Consider the following 23,453-nt stretch of genomic DNA (forward strand, 5'->3'; position numbering starts at 1 on the left):
GAGTGAAAGTCATGGGTTACCGGGTCGTGGTCGCGGGGGCGACGGGCAATGTCGGGCGTGAGATGGTCAATATCCTTGCCGAGCGTCAGTTTCCCGCCGACGAGATCGCCGTGCTGGCCTCCAGCAGGAGCCAGGGCGAGCAGATCGAATATGGCGATACCGGCCGGATGCTGAAAATCCAGAACATCGAGAATTTCGACCCGGCCGGCTGGGACATGGCGCTGTTCGCGATCGGATCGGAGGCGACGGCGGTCTATGCGCCGAAGTTCGCCGCCGCCGGCTGCACGGTGATCGACAACAGTTCGCTCTATCGCATGGACCCGGACGTGCCGCTGATCGTGCCGGAAGTGAACGCCGACGCGATCGACGGGTACAAGGTGAAGAACATCATCGCCAATCCCAATTGCTCGACCGCGCAGATGGTCGTGGCGCTGAAGCCGCTGCACGATGCCGCGACGATCAAGCGGGTGGTGGTGGCGACCTATCAGTCCGTTTCCGGCGCGGGCAAGATCGGGATGGACGAGCTGTTCGAGCAGAGCCGCAACATCTTCGTCGGCGATCCGGCCGAGGCAAAGAAGTTCACCAAGCAGATCGCGTTCAACGTGATCCCCCACATCGACAGCTTCCTGGACGACGGATCGACCAAGGAAGAATGGAAGATGGTGGTCGAAACCAAGAAAATCCTGGACCGGAAGATCAAGGTGGTCGCCACCTGCGTCCGCGTTCCCGTCTTCGTCGGCCACTCCGAGGCGCTGAACATCGAATTCGAGAACGAAATCTCGGCGGAGGAGGCGAAGAACATCCTGCGCGAGGCCCCCGGCATCATGCTGATCGACAAGCATGAGGACGGTGGATACATCACGCCGATCGAGGCCGCCGGCGACGACGCCACCTATATCAGCCGGGTCCGGGAGGACCCGACAGTCGAAAATGGCCTATCGCTGTGGTGCGTGTCTGACAACCTCCGCAAGGGTGCCGCGCTGAACGCGGTGCAGATCGCCGAACTGTTGGGGCGCAGGCATCTGAAAAAGGCGAACTGACGGGTTTCCTCACCCTTGTCCTTTCCGTGTTCTCCAAGTCTCTCCTACTCTATCGGGAGCAACTGGTAACATGAGGCGTCGCAGGGGTGGGGCCGGCGGCATGCAGCCTTGCGGTACCGATCGGCCGATATATTTGTGTGCGTATCGATCAAAGCCGGGTGACGTGAACGCCCCGTCAATGACCGATATACCGTCCCGGCCGATGCCACGCGATCAGGATCAGGCTGATTGCCACCGCACTCAGGATCGACCAGCCGAGTTGGGGGCCACTGACGACGGGAATCGCGGCGGCAAGGATCAGCACGTCGATCGCGATCTGCGTCGTGCCGGCATTCCACCCGCGGGTTCGCTGCAACCATAAGGTGACGACGCCGGTACCGCCCACGCCGGCCTGATGCCGCGCCAGGCACAATATGCCCATGCCGATCACCGTTCCGCCGACGATCGCCGCAAACGCGGGATGCACGTCGATGACGTGGATCGATACGCGCGTGAGGCCGGAAAAGGCGGCGATACCCAGATTGACCAGCATCGTCTTGATCGCGAACCGGCTACCCATCGCCCGGTGCGCGAAGGCGATGAACGGGATGTTGATGATCGTGAACAATACGCCTGCCGGCAGCGGCACCAGGTAGGACATCAGCAACGCGATACCGGCGATGCCCCCGGTCACCAGTCCGGCCGCCTTCAGGAACACCAGTCCCACGACCAGCAGGATGCAGCCGATGGCCAGCGCATAGGCATCTTCCGCCACGCTGTGCGGTCTACCGAGCGGCAGGGAGTCTTCGCGTGGCTGCAATACCGGTTCCTCGTAGCTGGACGAGGCATCCCCTGCGCCGCGATGGAAGACGCGATCTGTTCGTCGTTTCCTATCGCGCATCACGCCATGTGCAAGCCCCTGTCCATCATCGTCGTCCAGCTGTCGCCGCCGATCGATGCCCCGGCACCAACCGCCCTCTGGCGCAGCGGCGCCATCTTGGTTACATGGCCCGCCACTTGCCCTTCATGCAGGATTCGGCACACCCCATGAATATCCGCCTCGGCCTGACCTTCGACGACGTGCTGCTCGTTCCCGCGGCCTCGTCGGTATTGCCCAGCCAGGCCGATACGCGGACGCAGGTAACCAAAGGTATCGCGCTCAACATTCCCGTGCTGTCCGCCGCGATGGACACCGTGACCGAAGCGGACATGGCGATCGTGATGGCGCAGTTGGGCGGCATCGGCGTGCTTCACCGCAACCTGACCGTGGCCGAACAGGTCGCCGCGGTACGGCAGGTGAAGCGCTTCGAAAGCGGCATGGTCGTCAACCCGATCACCATCGCCCCCACCGCGACGCTGGCGGCGGCGCAGGGGCTGATGGCACAGCACCGGATCAGCGGCATCCCGGTGGTCGAGGCGGATGGCCGCCTCGTCGGTATCCTCACCAACCGCGACGTGCGCTTTGCCGGCAATCCGAGACAGCCCGTCAGCGAATTGATGACGCATGAGAACCTCGCCACCGTCTCGACCGATGTCGGGCAGGAGGAAGCGCGTCGCCTGCTCCATCAGCGTCGCATCGAAAAGCTGCTGGTGGTGGACGAGGCCTATCGTTGCGTCGGCCTCATCACCGTCAAGGATATCGAGAAGGCGGCGATCCATCCCGATGCGACCAAGGACGGCACTGGTCGACTGCGCGTCGCGGCGGCAACCACGGTCGGCGACAAGGGGTTTGCAAGGACGGAAGCGCTGGTCGATGCCGAGGTCGACCTGATCATCATCGACACCGCGCACGGTCACAATGCCGAAGTCGCCGCCGCGGTCGCGCGGGTCAAGAAACTGTCCGGCTCGGTACAGGTCATCGCCGGCAATGTCGCCACCGGTGCCGCGACGCAGGCGCTGATCGATGCCGGGGCGGACGGGGTGAAGGTCGGGATCGGTCCCGGCTCGATCTGCACGACACGCATCGTCGCGGGCGTGGGCGTACCGCAGTTGACCGCGGTAATGGATTGTGCGGAAGCCGGCGCCAAGGCGGGCGTACCGGTAATCGCCGATGGCGGTCTGCGTACCTCCGGCGATCTTGCCAAGGCGCTGGCGGCGGGCGCATCGGCCTGCATGGTCGGGTCGCTGCTTGCCGGTACCGAGGAAGCGCCGGGAGAGACTTTCCTGTATCAGGGGCGTGCCTATAAATCCTATCGTGGCATGGGATCGGTGGGCGCGATGGGCCGGGGTTCGGCGGATCGCTATTTCCAGGGCGACATCAAGGATCAGATGAAGCTGGTGCCCGAGGGAATCGAAGGGCAGGTCGCCTTCAAGGGCCCCGCACGCGACGTGATCCATCAGCTGGTAGGCGGCGTGAAGGCCGCGATGGGCTATACCGGCGCGGCGACGATCCGCGATCTCCAGCAAAAGGCGCAGTTCGTGCAGATCACCGGTGCCGGCCTCAAGGAAAGCCACGTCCATGACGTGACGATCACGCGCGAGGCCCCTAACTATCCGACGCGCGGCGGATGACACCCGGCGCCCGGGTCGAAGCGGCGATCGAGCTGCTTGACGGCATCATCACTGCCGCCCGTGAAGGTGGTGCGGCGGCCGACACGCTGATTGCCCGCTATTTCGGGACGCGTCGCTATGCCGGATCGAAGGACCGGCGAGCGGTACGGGAACTTGTTTACTCCGCGATCCGGCTGGCGGGTGAACCGCCGGCCAGCGGCCGCGCCGCGATGCTGGCGCTGGCCGATCGTGATCCGGCGATTGCAGCCGGCTTCGACGGATCGCCGCATGGCCCCGCACCGATCGGCCAGCACGAAGCCCGGGCGGAGCCCGGCATCGCACCGGTCTGGCTGGTCGAGGCGCTGACGACATCGGGTGTTCCGGTGACGTCGCTCCCGGCCCTGGTCGAGCGCGCCCCGCTCGACGTTCGCGTCAACACGTTGAAGCCGGTACCCGACCTGCCCGACGCGACACCATTGCCAGCTGCCCCCCATGGCTGGCGGTTGCCCAGCGGCACCAATATCGAGACGCTGCCTGCATGGCGCGATGGCGCGATCGAGGTGCAGGACGAGGGCAGTCAGGTCGTCGGCCTTGCGCTGCCGGCCGCGCCGGGTGACGTGATCGTCGATCTATGCGCAGGCGCGGGCGGCAAGACCTTGGCGCTGGCGGCGCGGATGGACAACCGCGGCACGCTGCTCGCCTGTGACACCGATCGTGCGCGGTTGTCACGCCTGCGTCCCCGTGCGGAGCGCGCTGGCGCGACGATTATCGAGACGAAGCTGCTCGATCCCGGTCGTGAAGCCGCGGCGCTGGCCGATTGGCTGGCGTGGGCGGACGGCGTGCTGGTCGATGCGCCCTGCTCGGGTACCGGTACCTGGCGTCGCAATCCGGAAGCCCGCTGGCGGCTCGATCCAGCGCGGCTGAACCGGCTGATCGACACGCAGGCGCACGTCCTGACGCTGGGGGCGTCGCTGGTGCGGCCGGGCGGCAACCTCGTCTACATCGTCTGTTCGCTGCTGGATGCGGAAGGCCGCGATCAGGTCGATCGTTTCCTGGCGAATCATCCGGGCTGGACGGTCGACGTGCCGACGTTGCCTGCCGGGCAGACGCATGGCGGCGGCATCAGACTTGATCCCGCCAGCGCCGGCACCGATGGCTTTTTCGTCGCGCGACTGATCGCCCCATGCTAACCGACTGACGTTGTGCCCCGTCTGGAGACGATCATGCGCCTTTCGTCCGTCGCCATCGCTGCCGCGCTGGCGACCGTCAGCATTACGACCGCGTTGCAGGGGCAGCGGCCCGACGACCAGATCGATCCACGGTCGTTGCAGTGGCTAGCACAGGGCAAGGTGCAGCGTTCGGCGGGCAACCTCGACGGCGCGACCGATACGCTGGAGACGGCGATCGCGCTCGACCCGCGTAATCGCGCCGCTTTCATCGTGCTGGCCGAGGTGGCAAGCCAGCGAGGCCTGCCGGGCAAGGCGATCCGCCTGTACCGCGAGGCGTTACTGCTGGAGCCAGCCGATCGGATCGCATTGAAGGGGCAGGGTGAGGCATTGGTCGCCAAGGGCGCGGTGGTGCGGGCGAAAGAGAATCTCGCGCGGTTGAAGACGCTTTGCCGTGGCAATTGTCCGGAGGCAGCCAGTCTGGCGGCGACGATCGCCAAGGGGCCGCCGGTCACCACCGCGCAGGTGGCACCAAAGGTCACGGCAGCGAAGCAATAGGCTTATTGGGCGACCGATCCGTCGCTCGCTCGATCCATCGTCCGCGCCAATGCGACGAATTCGTCGATCGTGACAGTTTCCGCGCGTCGGGTCGGCTCGATCCCCAGCACAGCCATCGCGTCGCCCGCGCCGGTCACACCCTTCAGACTCTGCCGCAGCATCTTGCGCCGCTGGCCGAACGCGGCGGCGGTCAGCCGTTCCAGTACGGGCAGGCGCACCCCGGCGGGAGGGTCGGTCGGTACAAGATGGACGACCGCCGACATCACCTTGGGGGGGGGCGTGAAGGCGGAACGATGAACCGGCATCGCGATGCGGGCGGCACTGCGCCACTGTGACAGGATGGCGAGGCGCCCATAGGCATCGTCGTTAGCCGTCGCGACGATCCGGTCGGCGACCTCACGCTGGAACATCAGGGTCAGCGATCGCCACCATGGCTGCCAGTCCGCCGACAACCAGCCGATCAACAGCGCAGTGCCGACATTGTAGGGAAGGTTCGACACGATATGCGGCCGCCCTTCGAACAGGGCAGGGGCATCGATCGCCAGCGCGTCACCTTCGATGACGCGCAGTCTGCCGGGATAGGCGTCGCCCAGTTCCGCAAGTGCCGGGATGCAGCGCCGGTCGCGCTCGATCGCGGTGACCCGTGCGCCCGCTGCCAGCAGCGCACGGGTAAGGCCACCGGGGCCGGGGCCGACCTCCAGCACCTCGGCATCGGTAAGATCGCCAGGTACGGCGGCAATGCGTGCGAGCAATTGACCATCGAACAGAAAATTCTGCCCGAGTGCCTTGGAGGCGTTCAAGCCATAGCGGGCGATGACCTCGCGCAGCGGCGGCAGGTCGACGCTCATGACATGGAACGGCGTGCTGCGGCTTCTGCCGCCATCACGATTGCCGCAATCATCGCGCCCGGCTCCGCCACATTCTGCCCCGCGATGCCGAATGCGGTGCCATGATCGGGTGAGGTACGCACGATCGGCAGACCCATCGTCATGTTGACGCCATCGTCGAAGAACAGTGTCTTGATCGGCACCAGCGCCTGATCGTGATAGGGGCACAGCGCGACATCGTATCTCGCCCGTGCGCGCGGATGAAACATCGTATCGGCGGCATGAGGCCCCGTTACCGACAACCCCTCGGCCAGCAGTTGGGCAATCGCCGGCTCGATCACGTCGATCTCTTCACGACCGAGCGCGCCGTTCTCACCGGCGTGGGGGTTGAGTCCCGCAATGGCGAGGCGCGGCTGATCGATCCCGAAGTTGCGTTGTAGCCCACGCGCGGTAGCGCGCGCTTTCGCCACGATCAGATCGATCGTCAGCAACGCCGGCACTGCCGCCAGCGGCACATGCGTCGTTATCGGCACCACCCGCAGATCGGGGCCGGCCAACAGCATCACCGCATTTTTATAGGCGATGCCACACCGCTCGGCGACGAATTCGGTCTGCCCCGGATGGGTGAAGCCGACCGCGTATAGTTGTGACTTCGATACCGGCCCGGTGACAAGGGCGCTTGCGGCGCCGGTGCGAACAAGGCCGACCGCCAGTTCCAGCGAACGCAGGGCGCATCGGCCACCTTCCAGATCGGGCGATCCCGGTAGGATGTCGCCAGCATCCTCGACGGTCAGTACCGGCAGCGCATCGCCGAACACCGCCGCGGCGGCACGCGGATCGGATATTTCCGCAATCGGCCCCCGCCACACTCGCGATACGGAGCGGGCATCCCCCACCGCGAAGAAGGGGGGCAGCCTGCGGGCATGGCGGGCATCCCACGCCTTGGCCGTCACCTCCGGCCCGATGCCGGCGGGATCGCCCAGTGATACTGCGATCGGCAGCGTCATGACGGCCGCCCCTCCGTCAGCGATATTCGACCACGGCGTCGCGACGCAGATCGCGCAGCTTCTGTTGGGCGCGCAGGTTTACCCGCTGCTGCTGCAACTGGTTTTCGACCTGATCCGATGAGGGAAGCTGACCGGTCTTGGGGTCGTCGCGTCCGCACAGCACCAGGGCACGCACCCCTTGCTCCGCGGACCCGAAGGGTGGCGACGACTGGCCGATCTGAAGCTGAAGCATGATGTCGGCCAGCTGCGGGGGCAGGTCGCGAACGCGGACGGTATCGTTGTCGACGACTTCCGCGTTGACCGATGCGGCGATCTTTTCAACCGTGCCGCAACCCTGGATTTCCTTGATTGCCTTGCCGAACGCTGCCGCGCGGGCGGACGCCTCGGCCTGCGTGATCTTGGGCGGGAAGGGCAGGGTAAGCTGTTTCAGGCTGAGTCGCGCATCGCGCGGATCAGCGGTCAGCACCTGCCGTTTGTCGGTCAGATAGATGATCGAATAGCCACCCGGTATCTCGATCGGCCCCGCGACCTGTCCGACCTGCATCTGCTGCGAAGCGGCCGCCAGCTCCGCAGGCAGCTGTGCCGCGCGGACCCAGCCCAGATCGCCCTCGACCCCGCGGGTCGACGCTTCCGAATATTGCCGCGCGAAATAGCCGAAGGGCTGCTGGCCTTTCTGGATTTCGGCGATCAGCTGCTTGGCGGTCGCGAACACCTGGGTCTTCGTCGCGTCGTTGGCGGACAGATAAATTTCCCGGAGATTGAACTCCTCGGTGCCCTTCGAGGCTTCCAGCCGGTCGAGAATTGCCTTCACCTCGGCATCGCCGATGTTGACGAAGGGCTCGACCTTGCGGCGTAGATAACGCTGCCATGCCAGTTCGCCTTCGATCTGGCGACGCAGCGAGCGATCGGACGATCCCGATTCGCGGAGATACACCGCCATCTGCGCGGGGGTGCGGTTGAAATTGCGGGCTACGCCATTGTAGCTCTGCTTCAATTCGTCCGCGGTGATCGTGATATCGGCGCTCTTCGCTTCCTGAATCTGCAATGTCTCGTCGATCAACTGACGCAGGACCTGAAGTTTCAGGCGATCGAGTTCGGCGGGCGGCAGCTGGGCGACCTGCGGATTCGCGGCACGGATCAACCCGACGCGCTGATCGACATCGGTGCCGGTAATGACCGTCTCGTTGACGATCGCGGTTGGCTTGCGGACATCGGGATCGAACTTGCCGAAAATCTGCGCATCGGCAGGAATATCCAGATTTTCGGCGGAATTGGGCGCGGTGGCCGCAGGCTGCTGCGCCATGGCGGCGGTGGCCACCGCGACCAGTGCCACCATTCCCAGCAATCGGCCCGTCATGGCCCGTCGACGATCATGCTTCACGTAAACCCGATCCCACTCAGCCATACCGGCATAAACCGACGCGACTATCCGCATCTTGCTGAACCGTCGCTTAGCGGCCGAGGTTGGTGAATGCCAGCGTCAGGAGGAAGTTGTTCCCCTTTCGCGCATCACCGATCTGCCGATAATCACGCCGCCACGATACGCCCAGGCGCAGGCAGTCGTCCTCATATTCCACCCCCAGCCGGTGGCGGATCGGATCGAACCCGTCGGCGAGCGACAGCGGGTCCTCGTCCCGGTTGGTCAGGTCGACGATCGCGGACCCGAACACCGACCAGAAGCGGGCGAATTGCAGCCGGCCGGCGACGCGTGCCTCCTCCCGATCACGTAGATCCTCGACGGTGGTGATATCGCGGTTGAGCTTCAGGTAGCCGATCAGCGCATAGGTGCTGCGCGATCCCAATGTCGCATCCACCTCGTTGCGGCGGACCGCGAATCCATCCTTGTCGAGACGGTAGCGATGTATGACCGACACGAGGTCCCGGAACCGCAATTCGGTGCGCCCGACATAATCGGACCAGCGATCGGACAGGCCGGTACCGTCTGGCAGGATCGATTCCCGCTGGGTCAGACGATAGCTTTGCCCCACCACCGCATCGAGCGAGAAGCCCGGCAGGTCCACCGCCCACTGCGCGCCATAGGTCGCGCGGGTAGAATCCTCGAACCGGTCGTATCCGGGAAAGCGATTGAGCGCGAAGAGGTTGGCGTCATCAAGATCGACCGCGCGCGAATCTTCGTTCGGGATCGAGAAATTCTTGATCCGCGGGGCGGCGACGATCTGGAACCGTGGCGTCAGCCGCTGCGTCCCCCAGGCGAATTGGCCGATGAACGGCCATTGGACGTCGATGGCAACCGCACCGATCGCGCGCCCCTGGAAGCCGGCATCGCCGCGGTAGCTGGCGACCGTGGTCGCCAGCGTATCCCGCGCGTTATACGCATCGCCCCGCGCAAACGCGGTGAAGGTCACTTCCTGCCCCCAGGTCGTCAGTCGACGCAGGTCCCAGCGCAGGCTGGTGAATGCCCGCTGCGTATCCTGTCCAGCCGGGCGGGTGAGCGCCAGCGTATTGACCTGGAGATCGAACCGGCCGCCGATCAGTCCGTCCGAAAAGCGGTTGCGCCAGTCGATTTCCGGCAGCGCGATCGGCTGCATACCCTGCGCATCGTTCACCCGAAGCGTCTGCACCGCCCAGCCGGTCAACGCGAAGTAGCTGTTGGTGCCGATGCGTTGCAGGCTGGCGGTATTGCGCAGCCGATCGTCGCGTGAAATGCCGTAGCGGCGCAGGAAGGTCCGGTCGGTGGTCAGGCGCAGCGAGGCGCTGGCACTCCATTCGGGCGTGAACTGATAGCGCAGCGTGCCATCGATATAGCCCCGCAACGCACGCTGGGTATCGCCCAGATCGGTCGTATTCAGATCGTCGCTGCGTCGGCTTTCGGTCAGGTAGCCGCGCAGGCGGAAGGCGCCGGTCTCGCTCAGCTGCTCGTAGGCCACGTCCGCCATCGGCAACACGCCCGAATAGATATGCGGGGTTAGCGTCAGCCCGCGGTTTGGCGCGAGGCGGATGTAATAGGGAAGCGCCAGTTCCAGCCCGTTGACCCGGCTATATTGCGCATTGGGGCTCAACAGGCCGCTGTCGCTGCCGCCGCCGACCGGGTGGGAGAATCGGGGCAGGGGCAGGGTCGGCAGACCGAACAGGTTGATACGCGCACCGTCGTAGAACACCCGCTGCCGGTCGGGGCGATAGGTGACGCGGACCGCCGTGATCTTCCAGCTCGGCTCCTTGGGGCATCCCGCCGCCGTTTCGACCGCGCACGGCGTATAGGCGGCGCGATCCAGCCGGACGGTGCCGTTCTCCTCCCGCGTGCCGCGCACCGCGGCCAGCCGTCCCCCCTGTTCGAGCACGACGAGCATATTGTCGACCACGCCGTCCTTCAGCGAATCGGTCAACTCTATCTGGTCGCCATATGCGATATCGCCTTGCGGGTTGGCGACGGCGATGTCGCCGGTGGCGACCACCTTGCCGGTCTTGCGGTTCCACACCACCTTGTTTGCGCGCAGCCGCTCACCCTGTCGCACCATCCGCACATCGCCGGTCGCAGTGACGATATCGGCCTCGTAGTCATAGTCCAGCGCTGCCGCACTGAACCGGACCTGATTGTCCGACGATGGCGCGTCGGCGGCTCCCGCCGGGGCAGGCGGTGGTACGGGGCGGTCGCCCAAATCCTGCGCCAGCGCGGGTGCGGCAAGGACGATGGCTAGAGCGCAGCCGAAGGGCAGGCCGATACGCGACACGTGGTGATGACCCTTCATGGTCCGCGCCCGCCCCGATACGGCCGCTTCGAACCCGCGCCTATCGCATCGTGCGGCGCGGCCCGCAACGCTGCGCTTGTCGTTCGCGCCCGGCGCCCTAGATGGATCGGGCAAATAGAGGACGCCATGCAGATCAATTTCATCCCCGCCGTTTCGCGCGACGCCGCGCTCGTCGTCATGCCCGTGGCCAAGGACGGGTTGGCACGGACGATCTGGACCTCGGTCGGCGAAGGTGGCGTCTCGATCGCGGCGGCGGCGGCGTCTGCCGCCCGCTTTGCGGGAGAGGCGGGAACGAGCGCGGAACTGTTCGTGCCGGGCGACACCGTACGCCGCGTACTGTTGCTCGGTATCGGCGCTGGTGCGGAGGGTGACTGGACCAAGGCGGGGGGTGCGCTGGTCGCCAAGCTGCTGACATCGGGTACGATTGAAGCGACGGTCGACCTTGGTGCCTTGGCCGCTGCCCCGACCGCAGCGGCGGTGGCGCGCTTCGCCGCCGCCGCGACCCAGCGAGCGTGGCGGCACGATATCTACCGTACCAAGCTGCCCGATACCGCCCGGCCGACTCTGAAGACCGTCACGATTGCCGGCGCCCCGACGGGGATCGACGCGGCATGGATACCGCAGGAAGCGGTCAGTAAGGGGCTGGCACTGACGCGGACGCTGGTCGCGGAGCCGGCGAACATCATCTATCCGGAAAGCTTCGTCGAGCGGGTGCGGGCGGAAACGGAAGGCCTGGGCCTCGACATCACCGTGCTGGATGAGGCGGCGATGCGTGAGCTGGGCATGGGGTCGTTGCTGGCGGTCAGCCTCGGCTCCGTGCGCGAGGCGCGCGTGCTGGCCGTGCGCTGGCAGGGGGCGGGCGAGGGTGATCCCGCACTGGCGCTGGTCGGCAAGGGCGTGACCTTCGACACCGGCGGCATCTCGATCAAGCCGGCGGCAGGCATGGAAGACATGAAGTGGGATATGGGCGGTGCCGGCGCGGTGGTCGGCGCGATGAAGGCGATCGCCGGACGCAAGGCGAAGGCGAACGTCGTCGGCGTCTGCGGTCTGGTCGAGAACATGCCCGATGGCGCGGCCACCCGGCCCGGCGATGTCGTGACCTCCATGTCCGGGCAGACCATCGAGGTACTAAATACCGATGCCGAGGGACGCCTGGTGCTGGCCGACGTCATCACTTGGACGCAGAAGACGTTCCGGCCAAAGACGATCGTCGATCTAGCGACCCTGACCGGGGCGATGATCGTCAGCCTGGGCAATGAATATGGTGGCCTGTTCGCCAACGACGACGCGTTGGCCGATCAGCTGCTGGCGGCCGGGCTGGCCGAAGGTGACAAGCTGTGGCGGTTCCCGCTGTCCGACACCTACGACAAGATGATCGACTCGCCGATCGCCGACATGAAGAATGTCGGTCCGCGCGGGGCCGGATCCATCACCGCGGCGCAGTTCATCAAGCGCTTCGTCGATGAGGGCGTCAAATGGGCGCATCTCGATATCGCGGGCATGGTGTGGTCGGACAAGGCCAGCGCGACGTGGGACAAGGGCGCGACCGGTTACGGCGTGAAGTTGCTTGACCGGTTCGTCGCGGACAATTTCGAGGGGTGATCGGCCTGGCCTGGTCGGGGTGACGGTCGCGATCCCAGCGGCTACACTCCGGCCATGCAGGTCGACTTCTATCACCTCTCCCTGACCCCGCTCGATCGCGCGCTGCCGCAGATCGCCGAAAAAGTGGTGGCATCAGGCGCGCGTCTGCTGATCGTAACGGCACAGGACGAGCGGCGGCGGCATCTCGACCGGCTGTTGTGGAGCTACGCCCCCGACAGTTTCCTGCCGCATGGTCAGGCGGGTTCCGGAGACGACGAACGACAGCCGATCCTGATCGGCGCCGATGTGGCTGCGGCGAACGGCGCGCGTCATATCGCGCTGGTCGATGGCGTCTGGCGCGACGAGGCCCTGACCTTCGATCGCGCTTTCCATTTCTTCGACGACGACAGCATCCGCGAGGCACGGCTGGCATGGAAGGCACTGGCCGACCGTGACGGCGTCGAGCGACGCTATTGGAAGCAGAACGACGCGGGTCGCTGGGAGCAGGCGGCCTGACGGCGGGCGTTCCCCACCGGCGTTGCAAGATCGGTCCCGCCCGACTAGGGCGACGCGCATCCCATCCCGTTCACTTCAGGAGCCCGTGACCATCATGGCCGCGAACCGTACCTTTTCGATCATCAAGCCCGATGCCACCCGCCGCAACCTCACCGGTGCGGTCACCAAGATGCTGGAGGAAGCCGGCCTGCGCGTCGTCGCGTCCAAGCGCATCCAGATGACCAAGGAACAGGCCGAAGGATTCTACGGCGTTCACCGTGAGCGTCCGTTCTTCGACGACCTCGTGTCCTTCATGATCTCCGGCCCGGTCGTCGTGCAGGTGCTAGAGGGTGAAGACGCCGTGAAGCGCAATCGCGACATCATGGGCGCGACCAACCCCGCCAATGCCGAACCGGGCACGATCCGCAAGGAACTGGCCGAGTCGATCGAGGCGAACTCGGTTCACGGCTCGGATTCGGACGAAAACGCGGCAACCGAAATCGCGTATTTCTTCAAGCCCGAAGAACTGGTCGGCTGATGCGCTGGTCCCTGCGACGGGCGACCGCGGCGGATGCGCCGATGGTATCGCTCGTCGCGGGGGCGAGTTTTCTCGAAACCTTTGCCGGCGTACTGGCAGCGGCGGATATCGTCGCGCATCTGGCCGGCAAGAGTTCGCCCGCCGCTTTCGTCGGTTGGGCTGATGATCCCCGCAGCGTCGTCACGCTGGCGGAGCATCCCGATGGTGCGGCTCCGGTCGGCTACACGGTGCTGACCACCCCCGCCGAGGTTGGCGAGACCACCTTCGGAGACCTTGAGCTTCGGCGCATCTATACGCTGGACCTGACCCGCGGGACCGGTCTCGGCACCATGTTGATGGCGCGGGCGATCGGCGATGCGCGAGCGTTGGGCGCAAGCCGGCTGCTGTTGGGTGTTTTCGCCGGCAACAAGCGGGCGTGCGCGTTTTACGAACGTCAGGGTTTTACCGTGTCGGAAGCTCGCCGGTTCAAGGTCGGGGCGACGTGGCATGACGATCTGGTCTACGCCCGATCGCTCTGATCCCCGGCTATTTTACCGGCGGCTTCGGCTTGTCCCTCGCCCACAGAACATCGATCCGCCGCTGGCTGCCCCCGGCCTCCCGTAATCGGAAATCGACCAGCGTCACCCGGCGGCCTCGCAGTAACTGGCCCTCGGTCTTCCACACGATGTCGTAGATCGCGCGGCGGGCGATCGGCTTGTCGTCGGCCATGAACGAATAATCGACCAGTACGGGCAACCGCCCGGTCACGTCGTCTTCACCGCCGTCGGTCTGTTCGCGCAACGGCCGTTCGAACCAGTCGGCCTCGATCGTATGACCGACCGCGTCCTGCGATGCGACGCCCAGCGCGGTGGGAAAGCTGACGCGGACATCACCCAGCGGATGGGCCTCGTCTCTGGTCAGCAGGATCGAGCTATGCCCTGACGCTGGCACCCCGCGCAGTTCGAAGCGGCTGCGATCCCGGGCGGCGGCGGCTCGTTCCTCGATCCTGGTGGTGGCGCTGTCACGGCGTTCCTGCCAGCTGTTGTACAGCGTCAGCCCGGCGATCACGACGCCGGCCACCGCCAGCACCTCGGCCAACGTGACCCAGCGCCGCCTGGTCTGCTGGTCCGACGTCTCCTTCATCGCCCGCCGGCCTCCAGCAGGTGCGCGGGTGCCGTCAGTTCCCAGCTGCGGGCGATGCGGTCTTCCACCGAAATCCAGTCGATATCCCCGGTAAGATCGATCGATATCCATGTTGTCGAGCCATCCGCGCCGTCCCTGACGCGGCGGACCGTCATGGTGGCATCGCCATCGAATTTGACGAACGCCTCGCCGGCTACCGTGAAGACGGACTTGCCGATCAGTTCTTCGGTTTCGGGCAGCGTCAGCGCCACGTCACGCACACGGTCGAAGGGGGTCATGACGAACTCCGATAGGATTCGAGGGTACAAGGCATGTTCGGCGGCCAACACGCGGGCGGCGAGTTCGTCGGCATCGTCGTCCGGCAGGATCGGCACGCGCGACTGACCGAGCACCTTGCCCCCATCCAGTTCCTCGGTAACGACATGGACCGAGCAACCCGCCTCCGCATCGCCTGCCGCGATCGCGCGGGCATGGGTGTCGAGCCCTTTGTAAAGCGGCAGCAAAGAGGGATGGATGTTGACGATCCGCCCCCGCCAGCGCGCGACGAAATCATCCGACAACAGCCGCATATAACCGGCCAGCGCGATCGTACCGACTCCCGCCGCGTGCAATGCCGCATCGAGACGGGCTTCATAGGCGGCCTTGCCGATGCCCTTCGGGCTCAGCGACCATGTCGCCAGCCCGTGCGCAGCGGCCCAGACCAGTCCCGCCGCCTCCGGCTTGTCCGAGGCGACCAAGGCGACACGGTAGCCACGGGCCTGTTCTATCAGCGAGATCATGTTCGACCCCCGTCCAGAGATCAGGATCGCGACCGCTTGTTCATTGCTCATGCGTGGCGGTCCAACCCTGCCGGGCGCTCCATGTTTCCACCGAACCGGTGACGGTGCAGCCGCGCGTGCCACGCTCGATCCGGCCGATCGTCGCGACCGTCTCGCCCGTCTGTACCAGCGCGGCGGTCACCGCCTCCGCTTCGTCCGCCGCGACGATCACCGCCATGCCGATGCCGCAGTTGAAGGTGCGCGCCATCTCCTCCGGCTCGATCGCACCCTGCGCCTGCAAAAACGCCATCAGCCGTGGCTGTTCCCAGGCATCGGCATCGACCATCGCATGGACATGGTCCGGCAATACGCGCGGGATGTTCTCCAGCAGGCCACCGCCGGTGATATGCGCCAGCCCCTTGATCCGGCCGTCGCGCAGCAGCGGCAGCAGGCTGGCGACATAGATCCGGGTCGGCGCCATCAGATGGTCGATCAACAGACGATCCTGATCGAACAGCGCCGGCCGATCGAGCTTCCATCCACGATCCGCAGCGAGTCGGCGGACCAGGGAGAAACCGTTGGAATGTACCCCGGACGATTCGAGGCCGAGGATCACGTCGCCGTGATCGATCGTCCTGCCGGTCAGCAGCCGCTCCCGTTCCACCGCGCCCACACAGAAGCCGGCAAGATCATAGTCACCCGGCGCATACATTCCCGGCATCTCCGCCGTCTCGCCACCAATCAGGGCGCAGCCTGCCTGCCGACAACCCTCCGCGATCGAAGCGATCACACGTTCGGCGATTCCCGCCTCCAGCTTGCTGCTGGCATAATAATCGAGGAAGAACAGCGGCTCGGCGCCCTGCACGATCAAATCGTTGGCACACATCGCGACCAGATCGATGCCGACGCCCTCGTGCCGGTCCCATTCGATCGCCAGTTTGAGCTTGGTGCCGACACCATCATTCGCCGCGACCAGCAAGGGATCGACGAAGCCGGCCGCCTTCAGGTCGAACAGTCCGCCAAAGCCGCCCAGATCGGCATCTGCGCCGGGCCGCCGCGTCGCGCGGGCCAGCGGGGCAATGGCGCGGACCAGCGCGTTGCCCGCGGCGATCGAGACGCCGGCATCGGCATAGGTATAGGGTTGCGTATCGGTCATTCCCGAGCGCCTAGCCACATCGCGCTTGGATTTCCACGCCCGCTTCTGCAAAAGACGCCGACATGCGCCGCGCCCTTCTCGTTTCCCTTGCCGCCGTGGCGTTCGTCGCGGGCAGTGCCACGCTCGCACAGATCGAAGGATCGGGCCGCGGCGTCGCGCCAGTCGACAGTGGCGGCGCGTTCGAGGTGAGCGGTGTTGCGGTCGACTTTGCGGGCAAGACCGCCGATGCCGCGCGCTATGGCGGCTGGCGGCTGGCGCAGCGCAAGGCATGGGTACAACTGTCGCGGCGACTGGGTGGTGGCGGTACGTTGGTGTCGGATGGCACGCTCGATCAACTGGTGTCGGGCATCGTCGTCGAGAATGAGCAGATCGGCACGACACGCTATGTCGCGCGGTTGGGTGTGCTGTTCGACCGCAACCGGGCAGGGGCGTTGCTGGGTGTGGCGACGGATACCGACCGCTCGCCACCGATGCTGGTGATGCCGGTGCAATGGTCTGCAGGGGTAGGGCAGGTCGTGGAACGGCGCTCCGACTGGCAACTGGCCTGGGCCCGGTTTCGCACCGGCAATTCCAGCGTCGACTATATCCGCCCCACCGGGGCGGGCATCGATCCCCTGCTGCTGACGATCGGCCAGACCAACCGGCCCGGGCGCGGCTGGTGGCGGACAATCATCGACCAGTATGGGGCGGCAGACATCCTGATCCCGTCGGTGCGCCTCTACCGGCAATGGCCGGGTGGTCCGGTGATCGGTCAGTTCGAGGCGCGCCATGGTCCCGATAATCGACTGCTCGGTCGCTTCTCGCTCAGGGTCGGCAGCGCACAGGGTCTGGCGCAATTGCTCGATGCCGGCGTCGCGCGACTCGATGGGTTGTATCAGCAGGCGCTGCGGCAGGGACTGCTATCGCCCGACATCGCGCTGTCGCCCCAGCCCGATCCGACTGCCACGCCGACGCCGGTGGCGCTTGAGGGCATCGATGGGATCATCGCCGACCTCAACGATCCTGCGGCAAATACGACGACGGTGACGGTGCAATATGACACCCCCGGCGCATCGAGTGTCGCCAATACCGAAGCCCTGATCCGCACATTGCCGGGTGTCCGCAGCGCTGCGACCACCAGTCTGGCGCTCGGTGGCGTATCCCTCATGCGGATCGAACTTGCCGGTGATCCGGCAGGGTTCGCCGCTGATCTGCAGTCGCGCGGCTATCAGGTCGCGGGATCGGGCACGACGCTCCGGATCAGCCGTCCGGCTGCCGTGCCGGCGACCGGACCCGACGGATGAGCCAGATGGCGCTGCCGCTCGGCTGGCCGGCCGATCCCCGCGACGACGCCTTTCTGGTCACCCCCTCCAACGCGCAGGCGGTGCAACTGCTCGAACGTTGGGGCAACTGGCCGGTCCGCACCGCGATCCTTACCGGGCCGCGCCGTTCGGGCCGAAGCCTGCTTGCCCGTATCTTTGCCGCGAAGAGCGGTGGCATGATCGTCGACGACGCGGAGCGAGTCGACGAAACCGACCTGTTCCATCTCTGGAACCGCGCGCAGGAGGAGCGGCGGCCGTTCGTCATCGTCGCGGACCAGCCACCGCCGATCTGGGCGGTGACGCTGCCCGACCTTCGGACCCGGTTGGCGGCCAGCCCTCATGGCGAACTCCATCCGCCCGACGATGCCCTCGCCATCGCGCTGCTCGACCGGCTGTTCGCCCGCCGCGGCCTCGATGCCAGGTCCGATCTGATCGAATGGCTGGTTGCGCGGATCGAGCGTAGTCATCTTGCCATCGAACGCGTGGTAGACGCACTGGATCAGGGAAGTCTGGAACGCCATCGCCGGCTGACCATTCCCCTGGCTCGCATCACGTTGATCCAGGCCGGGCTGATTCCCGGCAAAGCCGAGGACGCATGACCCGCCCAGCGCATATCGCCCATCTCGACCGGGCCGACGACGATCTCTCGCCAGCCGGTGACGGAGAGCGATATTTCAATCGCGAACTGTCTTGGCTCGCCTTCAACCGACGGGTGCTGGAGGAGGCGTGCAACGGCGCGCATCCGCTGCTCGAACGGCTACGCTTCCTGTCGATCTGCGGATCGAACCTCGACGAGTTCTTCATGGTCCGTGTCGCCGGGCTCAAGGGGCAGCAGGCGCACGAGGTCGATCGCCGTTCCGCCGATGGTCTGACCCCCGGTCAGCAGCTCGGCGCGATCATCGCCGAGGCGGATCGCCTGATGGAAAGCCAGCAGGCGGTATGGGCGGACCTGCGCACGTTGCTCGACGAGGCAGGGCTGTGGGTGCTGCGACGCGATGCGATCGAGGACAATGTCGAGGAGTGGCTGGAGCAGCATTTCCGCGATCAGGTCTTCCCGATCCTGACGCCGCAGGCGCTCGACCCCGCCCACCCGTTTCCCTTCATCCCGAATCGCGGGCTGTCGGTGATCTTCGATCTGGAACGGATTTCCGACAAGGAGCCGATCCGCGAACTCGTCATGCTGCCGGCGGCGACGCCGCGGTTCGTGCGCTTGCCGGGCGAGGTCGCCCGGTACGTCGCGGTGGAGACGATGGTGAAGCGGTTCGCGCCGCTGATCTTCCCCGGCTATATCGTCCACGGGGCGGCGGCGTTCCGGGTGCTGCGCGACAGCGATATAGAGATCGAGGAAGAAGCCGAGGATCTCGTCCGCTACTTCAAGAACGCGATCAAGCGTCGCCGTCGTGGGCGGGTCATCCGGCTGGAACTCGAAACGGGAATGCCCGATTCGCTCGCCGCAGTCCTGAAGACCGAACTGGGCGCCAGCGGCACGATCATCACCGAGAGCGGCCAGTTGCTGGGCATCACCGACCTTGATTCGCTGTATGACGAAGATCGGCCCGACCTGAAGTTCCTGCCCTTCACACCACGTTTTCCAGAAAGAATCCGGGAGTTTGACGGCGATTGCTTTGCTGCGATCGCAGCCAAGGACATCGTCGTCCATCACCCCTACGAAACGTTCGAGGTGGTGCTGGCCTTCCTGAAACAGGCAGCCGCCGGTCCGGACGTGATCGCGATCAAACAGACGCTGTATCGCGCCGGCAAGCAGTCCGCCGTCATCAACGCATTGGTCGCGGCGGCGGAGGCGGGCAAGTCGGTGACCGCCGTGGTCGAACTGAAGGCACGCTTCGACGAGGAGCAGAATCTACTATGGGCTTCGCAACTCGAACGGGCCGGGGTGCAGGTCGTCTATGGCTTCATCGACTGGAAAACCCATGCCAAGGTGTCGCTGGTCGTTCGGCGGGAGAATGGCCAGTTCCGTACCTACTGCCACTTCGGAACCGGTAACTACCATCCGGTTACGGCCAAGATATACACGGATATCAGCTACTTCACGGCCGATCCTCTGATCGGTCGCGATGCCGCACAGATGTTCAATTTTGTGACCGGCTATGTCGAGCCGCATGACATGAATTGCATCAGCCTGTCGCCGCTCGACCTGCGGGCACGGCTGGTAGAACTGATCGATGCCGAGATCGGCCACGCGCGCGCCGGCCGTCCGGCCGGGATGTGGGCCAAGATGAACAGTCTGGTCGACCCGGCAATCATCGACAAATTGTACGAAGCAAGCGCGGCGGGCGTCGAGGTCGATCTGATCGTCCGCGGCATCTGTTGCCTGCGTCCGCAAGTGCCGGGTCTGTCTGAGAATGTCCGGGTCAAATCGGTGATCGGCCGGTTTCTGGAGCACAGCCGCATCTGGGCGTTCGGATCGGGCAAGCGCCTACCCAATGACGGGGCGCGGCTGTACATATCCTCGGCGGACTGGATGCCGCGCAATTTCGATCGGCGGGTCGAATATATGCTGCCGATCACCAACCCGACCGTACATGACCAGATTCTCGATCAGGTAATGGTCGCGACATTGCTCGATGACGAACAGAGCTGGGTGCTGGGCCCGGATGGAGAATATACGCGGGTGATACCGGGCGAGCGGCCGTTCAATCTCCACCGCTACTTCATGACCAATCCGTCGCTGTCCGGTCGTGGCGCTGCCCTGAAGAAGGTACCGACGCTGTCGCTCAGGGCGGCACCATGAGCCTTGCCGTCAACCTGTTCGGACGCAAGCCGGCAGACGCGCTGCCCCGGACCGGGATCATCGACATCGGCTCCAACTCCGTCCGTCTCGTCGTCTATCAGGGGCCGGCCCGAATCCCGGCGGTGCTGTTCAACGAAAAGGTGATGGCGGGGCTTGGTCGCGGCCTCGCCGCCACCGGACGGATGCCGGAAGCCGGGGTCATCCTTGCGCGGACGGCGCTGGCGCGTTTCGCCGCCGTCGCGCGGGAGATGGAGGTCACCTCGCTCCGGACGGTCGCTACCGCGGCCGTCCGGGATGCCGCCAACGGGCCTGAATTCATTGCCTGGGCGGAGCGGCTGGGCCTGTCGATCGAACTGTTGTCGGGCGAACAGGAGGCGATCGGCGCGGGCGAGGGGGTATTGTCGGGCATCCCCGATGCGGACGGTATCGTCGGCGATCTTGGCGGCGGCAGTCTCGAACTGGTGCGGATCAAGGACGGCAGGGTTGGTGATCGCGTGTCTTTCCCCCTCGGCGTGCTGCGCATCGCGGGCAAGCGTGGCAAGCCGCTGGACCGGATGGTCGGGCGTCTGCTGGAACAGGCAGGCTGGCTGGGGCGTGGCAGTGGTTTGCCGCTCTATCTGGTTGGTGGCTCGTGGCGGGCGCTGGCGCGAATCGATATCGGCCTGTCCGATTATCCGCTGCCGATCGCCCACCAGTACACCATGACTGCGGAAACGGTGCGGCGGCTGGGCCGGACGATCCCGCATCTTGGCAAACCGAAGTTGCGGAGCATCCCCGGTCTGTCGACGGCACGCGCGGGTACGGTGGCGGATGCGGCGGCGCTCCTTGGCGTGCTGTTGCGCCAACTTGGCAGCCGCACGACGATCGTGTCGGCGTTCGGCCTGCGCGAAGGGCTGATGTTCGGAATGCTCGATGGGGACACTCGTGCCGCCGATCCCCTGATCGTGGCGACGCGGGACGAGGGGCGGGTGCTGGGCCGGTTTCCCGAACATGGCGATCTGCTCGATCGTTGGGTCGCGCCGCTGTTCGTCAACGATCCGGTGGCGGAAGCGCGCGTTCGCCACGCCGCCTGCCTGCTGGCGGACGTGGGCTGGCGCGCCAATCCGGAGTTCCGCGCGGAGCGGGGGCTGGAGATCGCCTTGCATGGCCAATGGGTTGCGATCGATCCGTCCGAGCGTGGGCAGTTGGCCCAGACATTGTTCACCTGCTTGGGCGGGGGGCTGGCGTTTCCCGATCCCCTGCCGCGACTGACCGATGAAACCGGATTGCGACGGGCGGTCGCGTGGGGGCTGGCAATCCGGTTCGGCCAGCGTCTGAGTGGCGGATTGGCGGGGCCGTTGACGCGCACCAAACTGTCGATCGATCCGCAGACGGTGACGCTGCACATGCGGCCCGCGGATCGGGCGCTTTACGCGGATACCGCGGAAAAGCGCCATATCGCGCTGGCTGGTTTTCTCGGGCGGCGGGCAGTGGTCAAAGGCTGACCACTTGCCCTGGAACGATCAGATCAGCCGCATGTCAGCGCGTTGATCTTGCCATCCTCGCCGAGCAGGATGTTAAGCCGGTCAGTGCGAAAATCCTTCGTCACCGGATCGTCCAGGTGCAGGATGCGGGTGATCCGGGCATTGGCCGCGTACTGGATTTCCTCGCGCAGCGGCATTTTGAATTCGCTGCCGACATAGCGCATCTGGAAGCTCATATCGACGCGGCACGGGCCAGTCGGTTCGGCCGGTCCGGTCATCGTCGTGCATCCGGCCATCAGGCCGAAGAGCGCCGGTATCGTCATCATCCTCACGCGTCATCCTCCGCCCTGGTCATCTTCAACCGTCCGCCCTTGACCGCAAAGGCAAGGCGCCCTTCGACCAGATCGACCGCGTCGCGGCCGAACTGATCGTAACGCCAGCCCTGCAACATCGGCAGCCCGGTTCGTACGCCAGCAGCCAGCGCCTCCAGTTCATCGGACCGGGCCAGCAGCTTCGACGCGACATCGATATCGCGTGAGCGGATTTTCAGGAGCAGCTTGAGCAGGTCCGCGACCAGCGACCCTTCCTTGCCCAGCCCCGGCTTGCGATCGTCGCGCGGGGGCAGCTCGTCGATCGACAGCGGCGTCGCATCGGCCAGCGCCTGCATCAGTCGGGCACCGATATCATTGCCGGCCCAGGTGGCGGACAGACCGCGCACCTTGGCCAGATCGGCCTGCTTGCGCGGCGGGTTGCCGGCGAGATCGCCGAGCGTTTCGTCCTTGACGATGCGTCCGCGTGGCAGGTCCTTGGCCTGTGCCTCCAGTTCGCGCCAGCGCGCCAGTGCCTTGAGGCGCCCCAGCATGTCGGGTTTGCGCCCCGACACCCGCACGCGCTTCCACGCCAGATCGGGATCATTCGCATAATTGGACGGATCGGCAAGCCGCTCCATCTCCTGATCGAGCCATGCACCGCGGCCGGTCTTCCGCAGTTTTTCCAGCATCTTCGGAAAGATCGCCGCCAGATGGGTGACGTCGCCGATCGCATATTCGATCTGGCGCGCGTCCAGGGGCCGACGCGACCAATCCGTGAAGCGCGCGCCCTTGTCGACGACGATGCCCAGCCAGCTGTCGACGAGGTTCGAATACCCGATCTGCTCGCCTTGACCCAGTGCCATCGCCGCCACCTGCGTATCGAACAGGGGATGGGGGGTCTTGCCTGTAAGGTTATAGACGATCTCGATATCCTGACCGCCGGCATGGACGACCTTCAGCACCTCCTCGTTCTCGACCAGCAGGTCGAGCAACGGCTTCATGTCGAGGCCCGGCGCCAATGGATCGATCGCCGCCGCCTCGTTCACGTCGGCGATCTGGATCAGGCAGAGTTCGGGCCAATACGTGCTTTCGCGCATGAACTCGGTATCGACCGTGATGAAGTCGGCCTTGGCAAGCCGCGCGCACAGATCGGCGAGCGTGGCACTGTCGGTAATCAGGGGATGGATATGCATCGGTCCATC

22 protein-coding genes are annotated in these 23,453 nt (G+C 65.6%); 12 read left to right on the plus strand and 10 right to left on the minus strand.

The features are described from left to right. Positions 1-11: 11 nt before the first annotated feature. Positions 12-1,040, plus strand: a complete 1,029-nt coding sequence (locus IFT82_RS11395; RefSeq protein ID WP_192126792.1) for an aspartate-semialdehyde dehydrogenase — start codon at positions 12-14, stop codon at positions 1,038-1,040. Positions 1,041-1,215: 175 nt separating this feature from the next. On the opposite strand, the gene IFT82_RS11400 is transcribed toward IFT82_RS11395, so the two are convergent. Then, complete coding sequence (locus IFT82_RS11400; RefSeq protein ID WP_192126794.1) at positions 1,216-1,920, minus strand: YitT family protein; 705 nt, start codon at positions 1,918-1,920, stop codon at positions 1,216-1,218. A gap of 146 nt (positions 1,921-2,066) precedes the next feature. On the opposite strand from IFT82_RS11400, the gene guaB reads away from it, so the two are divergent. Genes guaB through IFT82_RS11415 form a run of 3 tightly spaced genes read left to right on the plus strand, consistent with a single transcriptional unit; the run spans position 2,067 to position 5,233 of the window. Further along, a complete protein-coding gene (gene guaB, locus IFT82_RS11405; protein ID WP_192126796.1) occupies positions 2,067-3,530 on the plus strand; it encodes an IMP dehydrogenase in 1,464 nt (487 codons plus the stop codon). Then, positions 3,527-4,699, plus strand: coding sequence for an RsmB/NOP family class I SAM-dependent RNA methyltransferase (locus IFT82_RS11410; protein ID WP_192126798.1), 1,173 nt, complete (start codon positions 3,527-3,529; stop codon positions 4,697-4,699). Before guaB ends, IFT82_RS11410 begins: the two co-directional genes overlap by 4 nt. A gap of 33 nt (positions 4,700-4,732) precedes the next feature. Then, complete coding sequence (locus IFT82_RS11415; RefSeq protein ID WP_192126800.1) at positions 4,733-5,233, plus strand: tetratricopeptide repeat protein; 501 nt, start codon at positions 4,733-4,735, stop codon at positions 5,231-5,233. Between the two features lie 2 nt (positions 5,234-5,235). On the opposite strand, the gene rsmA is transcribed toward IFT82_RS11415, so the two are convergent. From rsmA to IFT82_RS11435, 4 genes are all read right to left on the minus strand, one after another. Then, positions 5,236-6,081, minus strand: a complete 846-nt coding sequence (rsmA, locus tag IFT82_RS11420) for a 16S rRNA (adenine(1518)-N(6)/adenine(1519)-N(6))-dimethyltransferase RsmA (RefSeq protein ID WP_192126802.1) — start codon at positions 6,079-6,081, stop codon at positions 5,236-5,238. Beyond that, positions 6,078-7,067 carry a 4-hydroxythreonine-4-phosphate dehydrogenase PdxA gene (gene pdxA, locus IFT82_RS11425; RefSeq protein ID WP_192126803.1) on the minus strand — a complete coding sequence of 330 codons (990 nt, stop codon included), beginning with the start codon at positions 7,065-7,067 and terminating at the stop codon, positions 6,078-6,080. The genes rsmA and pdxA overlap by 4 nt, the downstream gene beginning before the upstream one ends. Before the next feature lie 16 nt (positions 7,068-7,083). Then, positions 7,084-8,424, minus strand: a complete 1,341-nt coding sequence (locus IFT82_RS11430; RefSeq protein ID WP_244646699.1) for a peptidylprolyl isomerase — start codon at positions 8,422-8,424, stop codon at positions 7,084-7,086. A gap of 94 nt (positions 8,425-8,518) precedes the next feature. Continuing rightward, entirely contained in the window at positions 8,519-10,774 is a 2,256-nt protein-coding gene (locus IFT82_RS11435) for an LPS-assembly protein LptD (RefSeq protein ID WP_192126807.1), read from the minus strand. A 126-nt stretch (positions 10,775-10,900) separates the two neighbouring features. On the opposite strand from IFT82_RS11435, the gene IFT82_RS11440 reads away from it, so the two are divergent. From IFT82_RS11440 to IFT82_RS11455, 4 genes are all read left to right on the plus strand, one after another. After that, complete coding sequence (locus tag IFT82_RS11440; RefSeq protein WP_192126809.1) at positions 10,901-12,376, plus strand: leucyl aminopeptidase; 1,476 nt, start codon at positions 10,901-10,903, stop codon at positions 12,374-12,376. Positions 12,377-12,430: 54 nt separating this feature from the next. Further along, positions 12,431-12,871 carry a DNA polymerase III subunit chi gene (locus IFT82_RS11445; RefSeq protein WP_192126811.1) on the plus strand — a complete coding sequence of 147 codons (441 nt, stop codon included), beginning with the start codon at positions 12,431-12,433 and terminating at the stop codon, positions 12,869-12,871. 94 nt (positions 12,872-12,965) lie between these two features. Then, a complete protein-coding gene (gene ndk, locus IFT82_RS11450; RefSeq protein ID WP_192127039.1) occupies positions 12,966-13,388 on the plus strand; it encodes a nucleoside-diphosphate kinase in 423 nt (140 codons plus the stop codon). Continuing rightward, a complete protein-coding gene (locus tag IFT82_RS11455; protein WP_192126813.1) occupies positions 13,388-13,906 on the plus strand; it encodes a GNAT family N-acetyltransferase in 519 nt (172 codons plus the stop codon). The genes ndk and IFT82_RS11455 overlap by 1 nt, the downstream gene beginning before the upstream one ends. 7 nt (positions 13,907-13,913) lie before the next feature. Here the strand turns inward: IFT82_RS11455 and IFT82_RS11460 are convergent, their stop codons facing one another. From IFT82_RS11460 to purM, 3 genes are read right to left on the minus strand one after another with little or no spacing between them, the layout of a single operon-like run. Next, positions 13,914-14,510 carry a hypothetical protein gene (locus IFT82_RS11460; protein WP_192126815.1) on the minus strand — a complete coding sequence of 199 codons (597 nt, stop codon included), beginning with the start codon at positions 14,508-14,510 and terminating at the stop codon, positions 13,914-13,916. Then, a complete protein-coding gene (gene purN / locus IFT82_RS11465) occupies positions 14,507-15,340 on the minus strand; it encodes a phosphoribosylglycinamide formyltransferase (RefSeq protein WP_192126816.1) in 834 nt (277 codons plus the stop codon). Before purN ends, IFT82_RS11460 begins: the two co-directional genes overlap by 4 nt. Next, positions 15,330-16,424: a phosphoribosylformylglycinamidine cyclo-ligase gene (gene purM, locus IFT82_RS11470; RefSeq protein ID WP_192126818.1), complete on the minus strand. Its 1,095-nt coding sequence runs from the start codon at positions 16,422-16,424 to the stop codon at positions 15,330-15,332. The genes purN and purM overlap by 11 nt, the downstream gene beginning before the upstream one ends. Positions 16,425-16,486: 62 nt before the next feature. Here purM and IFT82_RS11475 point away from each other — a divergent pair, with 62 nt between their 5' ends. The 4 genes from IFT82_RS11475 to IFT82_RS11490 are packed head-to-tail and all read left to right on the plus strand — an operon-like array spanning position 16,487 to position 21,961. Then, entirely contained in the window at positions 16,487-17,707 is a 1,221-nt protein-coding gene (locus tag IFT82_RS11475) for a heavy-metal-associated domain-containing protein (RefSeq protein ID WP_192126820.1), read from the plus strand. Further along, the gene (locus tag IFT82_RS11480; protein WP_192126822.1) at positions 17,704-18,324 is read left to right on the plus strand and encodes an HdaA/DnaA family protein; all 621 of its coding nucleotides are present in this window, start codon (positions 17,704-17,706) and stop codon (positions 18,322-18,324) included. Before IFT82_RS11475 ends, IFT82_RS11480 begins: the two co-directional genes overlap by 4 nt. Further along, complete coding sequence (locus tag IFT82_RS11485) at positions 18,321-20,477, plus strand: RNA degradosome polyphosphate kinase (protein ID WP_192126824.1); 2,157 nt, start codon at positions 18,321-18,323, stop codon at positions 20,475-20,477. The genes IFT82_RS11480 and IFT82_RS11485 overlap by 4 nt, the downstream gene beginning before the upstream one ends. Next, positions 20,474-21,961: a Ppx/GppA family phosphatase gene (locus tag IFT82_RS11490; RefSeq protein WP_192126825.1), complete on the plus strand. Its 1,488-nt coding sequence runs from the start codon at positions 20,474-20,476 to the stop codon at positions 21,959-21,961. The genes IFT82_RS11485 and IFT82_RS11490 overlap by 4 nt, the downstream gene beginning before the upstream one ends. A 23-nt stretch (positions 21,962-21,984) precedes the next feature. Here IFT82_RS11490 and IFT82_RS11495 read toward each other — a convergent pair whose 3' ends face one another. Continuing rightward, positions 21,985-22,218, minus strand: coding sequence for an I78 family peptidase inhibitor (locus IFT82_RS11495; RefSeq protein ID WP_192126827.1), 234 nt, complete (start codon positions 22,216-22,218; stop codon positions 21,985-21,987). A 50-nt stretch (positions 22,219-22,268) separates the two neighbouring features. Further along, a complete protein-coding gene (gene rnd / locus IFT82_RS11500) occupies positions 22,269-23,444 on the minus strand; it encodes a ribonuclease D (RefSeq protein ID WP_192126829.1) in 1,176 nt (391 codons plus the stop codon). Between the last annotated feature and the right edge of the window lie 9 nt (positions 23,445-23,453).

The organism is Sphingomonas sp. CFBP 8760 (genome assembly GCF_014841615.1).
Taxonomy (GTDB): Bacteria; Pseudomonadota; Alphaproteobacteria; order Sphingomonadales; family Sphingomonadaceae; genus Sphingomonas.

Excerpts from the sequence above, each read along its gene's own strand:
- IFT82_RS11435 (WP_192126807.1), bottom strand. The coding sequence starts at position 10,774 with ATGAAGGGTCATCACCACGTGTCGCGTATCGGCCTGCCCTTCGGCTGC.
- pdxA (WP_192126803.1), bottom strand. The coding sequence starts at position 7,067 with ATGACGCTGCCGATCGCAGTATCACTGGGCGATCCCGCCGGCATCGGG.
- IFT82_RS11415 (WP_192126800.1), top strand. The coding sequence starts at position 4,733 with ATGCGCCTTTCGTCCGTCGCCATCGCTGCCGCGCTGGCGACCGTCAGC.
- IFT82_RS11400 (WP_192126794.1), bottom strand. The coding sequence starts at position 1,920 with ATGCGCGATAGGAAACGACGAACAGATCGCGTCTTCCATCGCGGCGCA.
- IFT82_RS11485 (WP_192126824.1), top strand. The coding sequence starts at position 18,321 with ATGACCCGCCCAGCGCATATCGCCCATCTCGACCGGGCCGACGACGAT.
- IFT82_RS11455 (WP_192126813.1), top strand. The coding sequence starts at position 13,388 with ATGCGCTGGTCCCTGCGACGGGCGACCGCGGCGGATGCGCCGATGGTA.
- purM (WP_192126818.1), bottom strand. The coding sequence starts at position 16,424 with ATGACCGATACGCAACCCTATACCTATGCCGATGCCGGCGTCTCGATC.
- IFT82_RS11395 (WP_192126792.1), top strand. The coding sequence starts at position 12 with ATGGGTTACCGGGTCGTGGTCGCGGGGGCGACGGGCAATGTCGGGCGT.
- rsmA (WP_192126802.1), bottom strand. The coding sequence starts at position 6,081 with ATGAGCGTCGACCTGCCGCCGCTGCGCGAGGTCATCGCCCGCTATGGC.
- IFT82_RS11495 (WP_192126827.1), bottom strand. The coding sequence starts at position 22,218 with ATGACCGGACCGGCCGAACCGACTGGCCCGTGCCGCGTCGATATGAGC.
- purN (WP_192126816.1), bottom strand. The coding sequence starts at position 15,340 with ATGAGCAATGAACAAGCGGTCGCGATCCTGATCTCTGGACGGGGGTCG.
- IFT82_RS11480 (WP_192126822.1), top strand. The coding sequence starts at position 17,704 with ATGAGCCAGATGGCGCTGCCGCTCGGCTGGCCGGCCGATCCCCGCGAC.
- ndk (WP_192127039.1), top strand. The coding sequence starts at position 12,966 with ATGGCCGCGAACCGTACCTTTTCGATCATCAAGCCCGATGCCACCCGC.
- IFT82_RS11475 (WP_192126820.1), top strand. The coding sequence starts at position 16,487 with ATGCGCCGCGCCCTTCTCGTTTCCCTTGCCGCCGTGGCGTTCGTCGCG.
- IFT82_RS11445 (WP_192126811.1), top strand. The coding sequence starts at position 12,431 with ATGCAGGTCGACTTCTATCACCTCTCCCTGACCCCGCTCGATCGCGCG.
- IFT82_RS11410 (WP_192126798.1), top strand. The coding sequence starts at position 3,527 with ATGACACCCGGCGCCCGGGTCGAAGCGGCGATCGAGCTGCTTGACGGC.
- IFT82_RS11460 (WP_192126815.1), bottom strand. The coding sequence starts at position 14,510 with ATGAAGGAGACGTCGGACCAGCAGACCAGGCGGCGCTGGGTCACGTTG.
- IFT82_RS11490 (WP_192126825.1), top strand. The coding sequence starts at position 20,474 with ATGAGCCTTGCCGTCAACCTGTTCGGACGCAAGCCGGCAGACGCGCTG.
- guaB (WP_192126796.1), top strand. The coding sequence starts at position 2,067 with ATGAATATCCGCCTCGGCCTGACCTTCGACGACGTGCTGCTCGTTCCC.
- IFT82_RS11430 (WP_244646699.1), bottom strand. The coding sequence starts at position 8,424 with ATGACGGGCCGATTGCTGGGAATGGTGGCACTGGTCGCGGTGGCCACC.
- IFT82_RS11440 (WP_192126809.1), top strand. The coding sequence starts at position 10,901 with ATGCAGATCAATTTCATCCCCGCCGTTTCGCGCGACGCCGCGCTCGTC.
- rnd (WP_192126829.1), bottom strand. The coding sequence starts at position 23,444 with ATGCATATCCATCCCCTGATTACCGACAGTGCCACGCTCGCCGATCTG.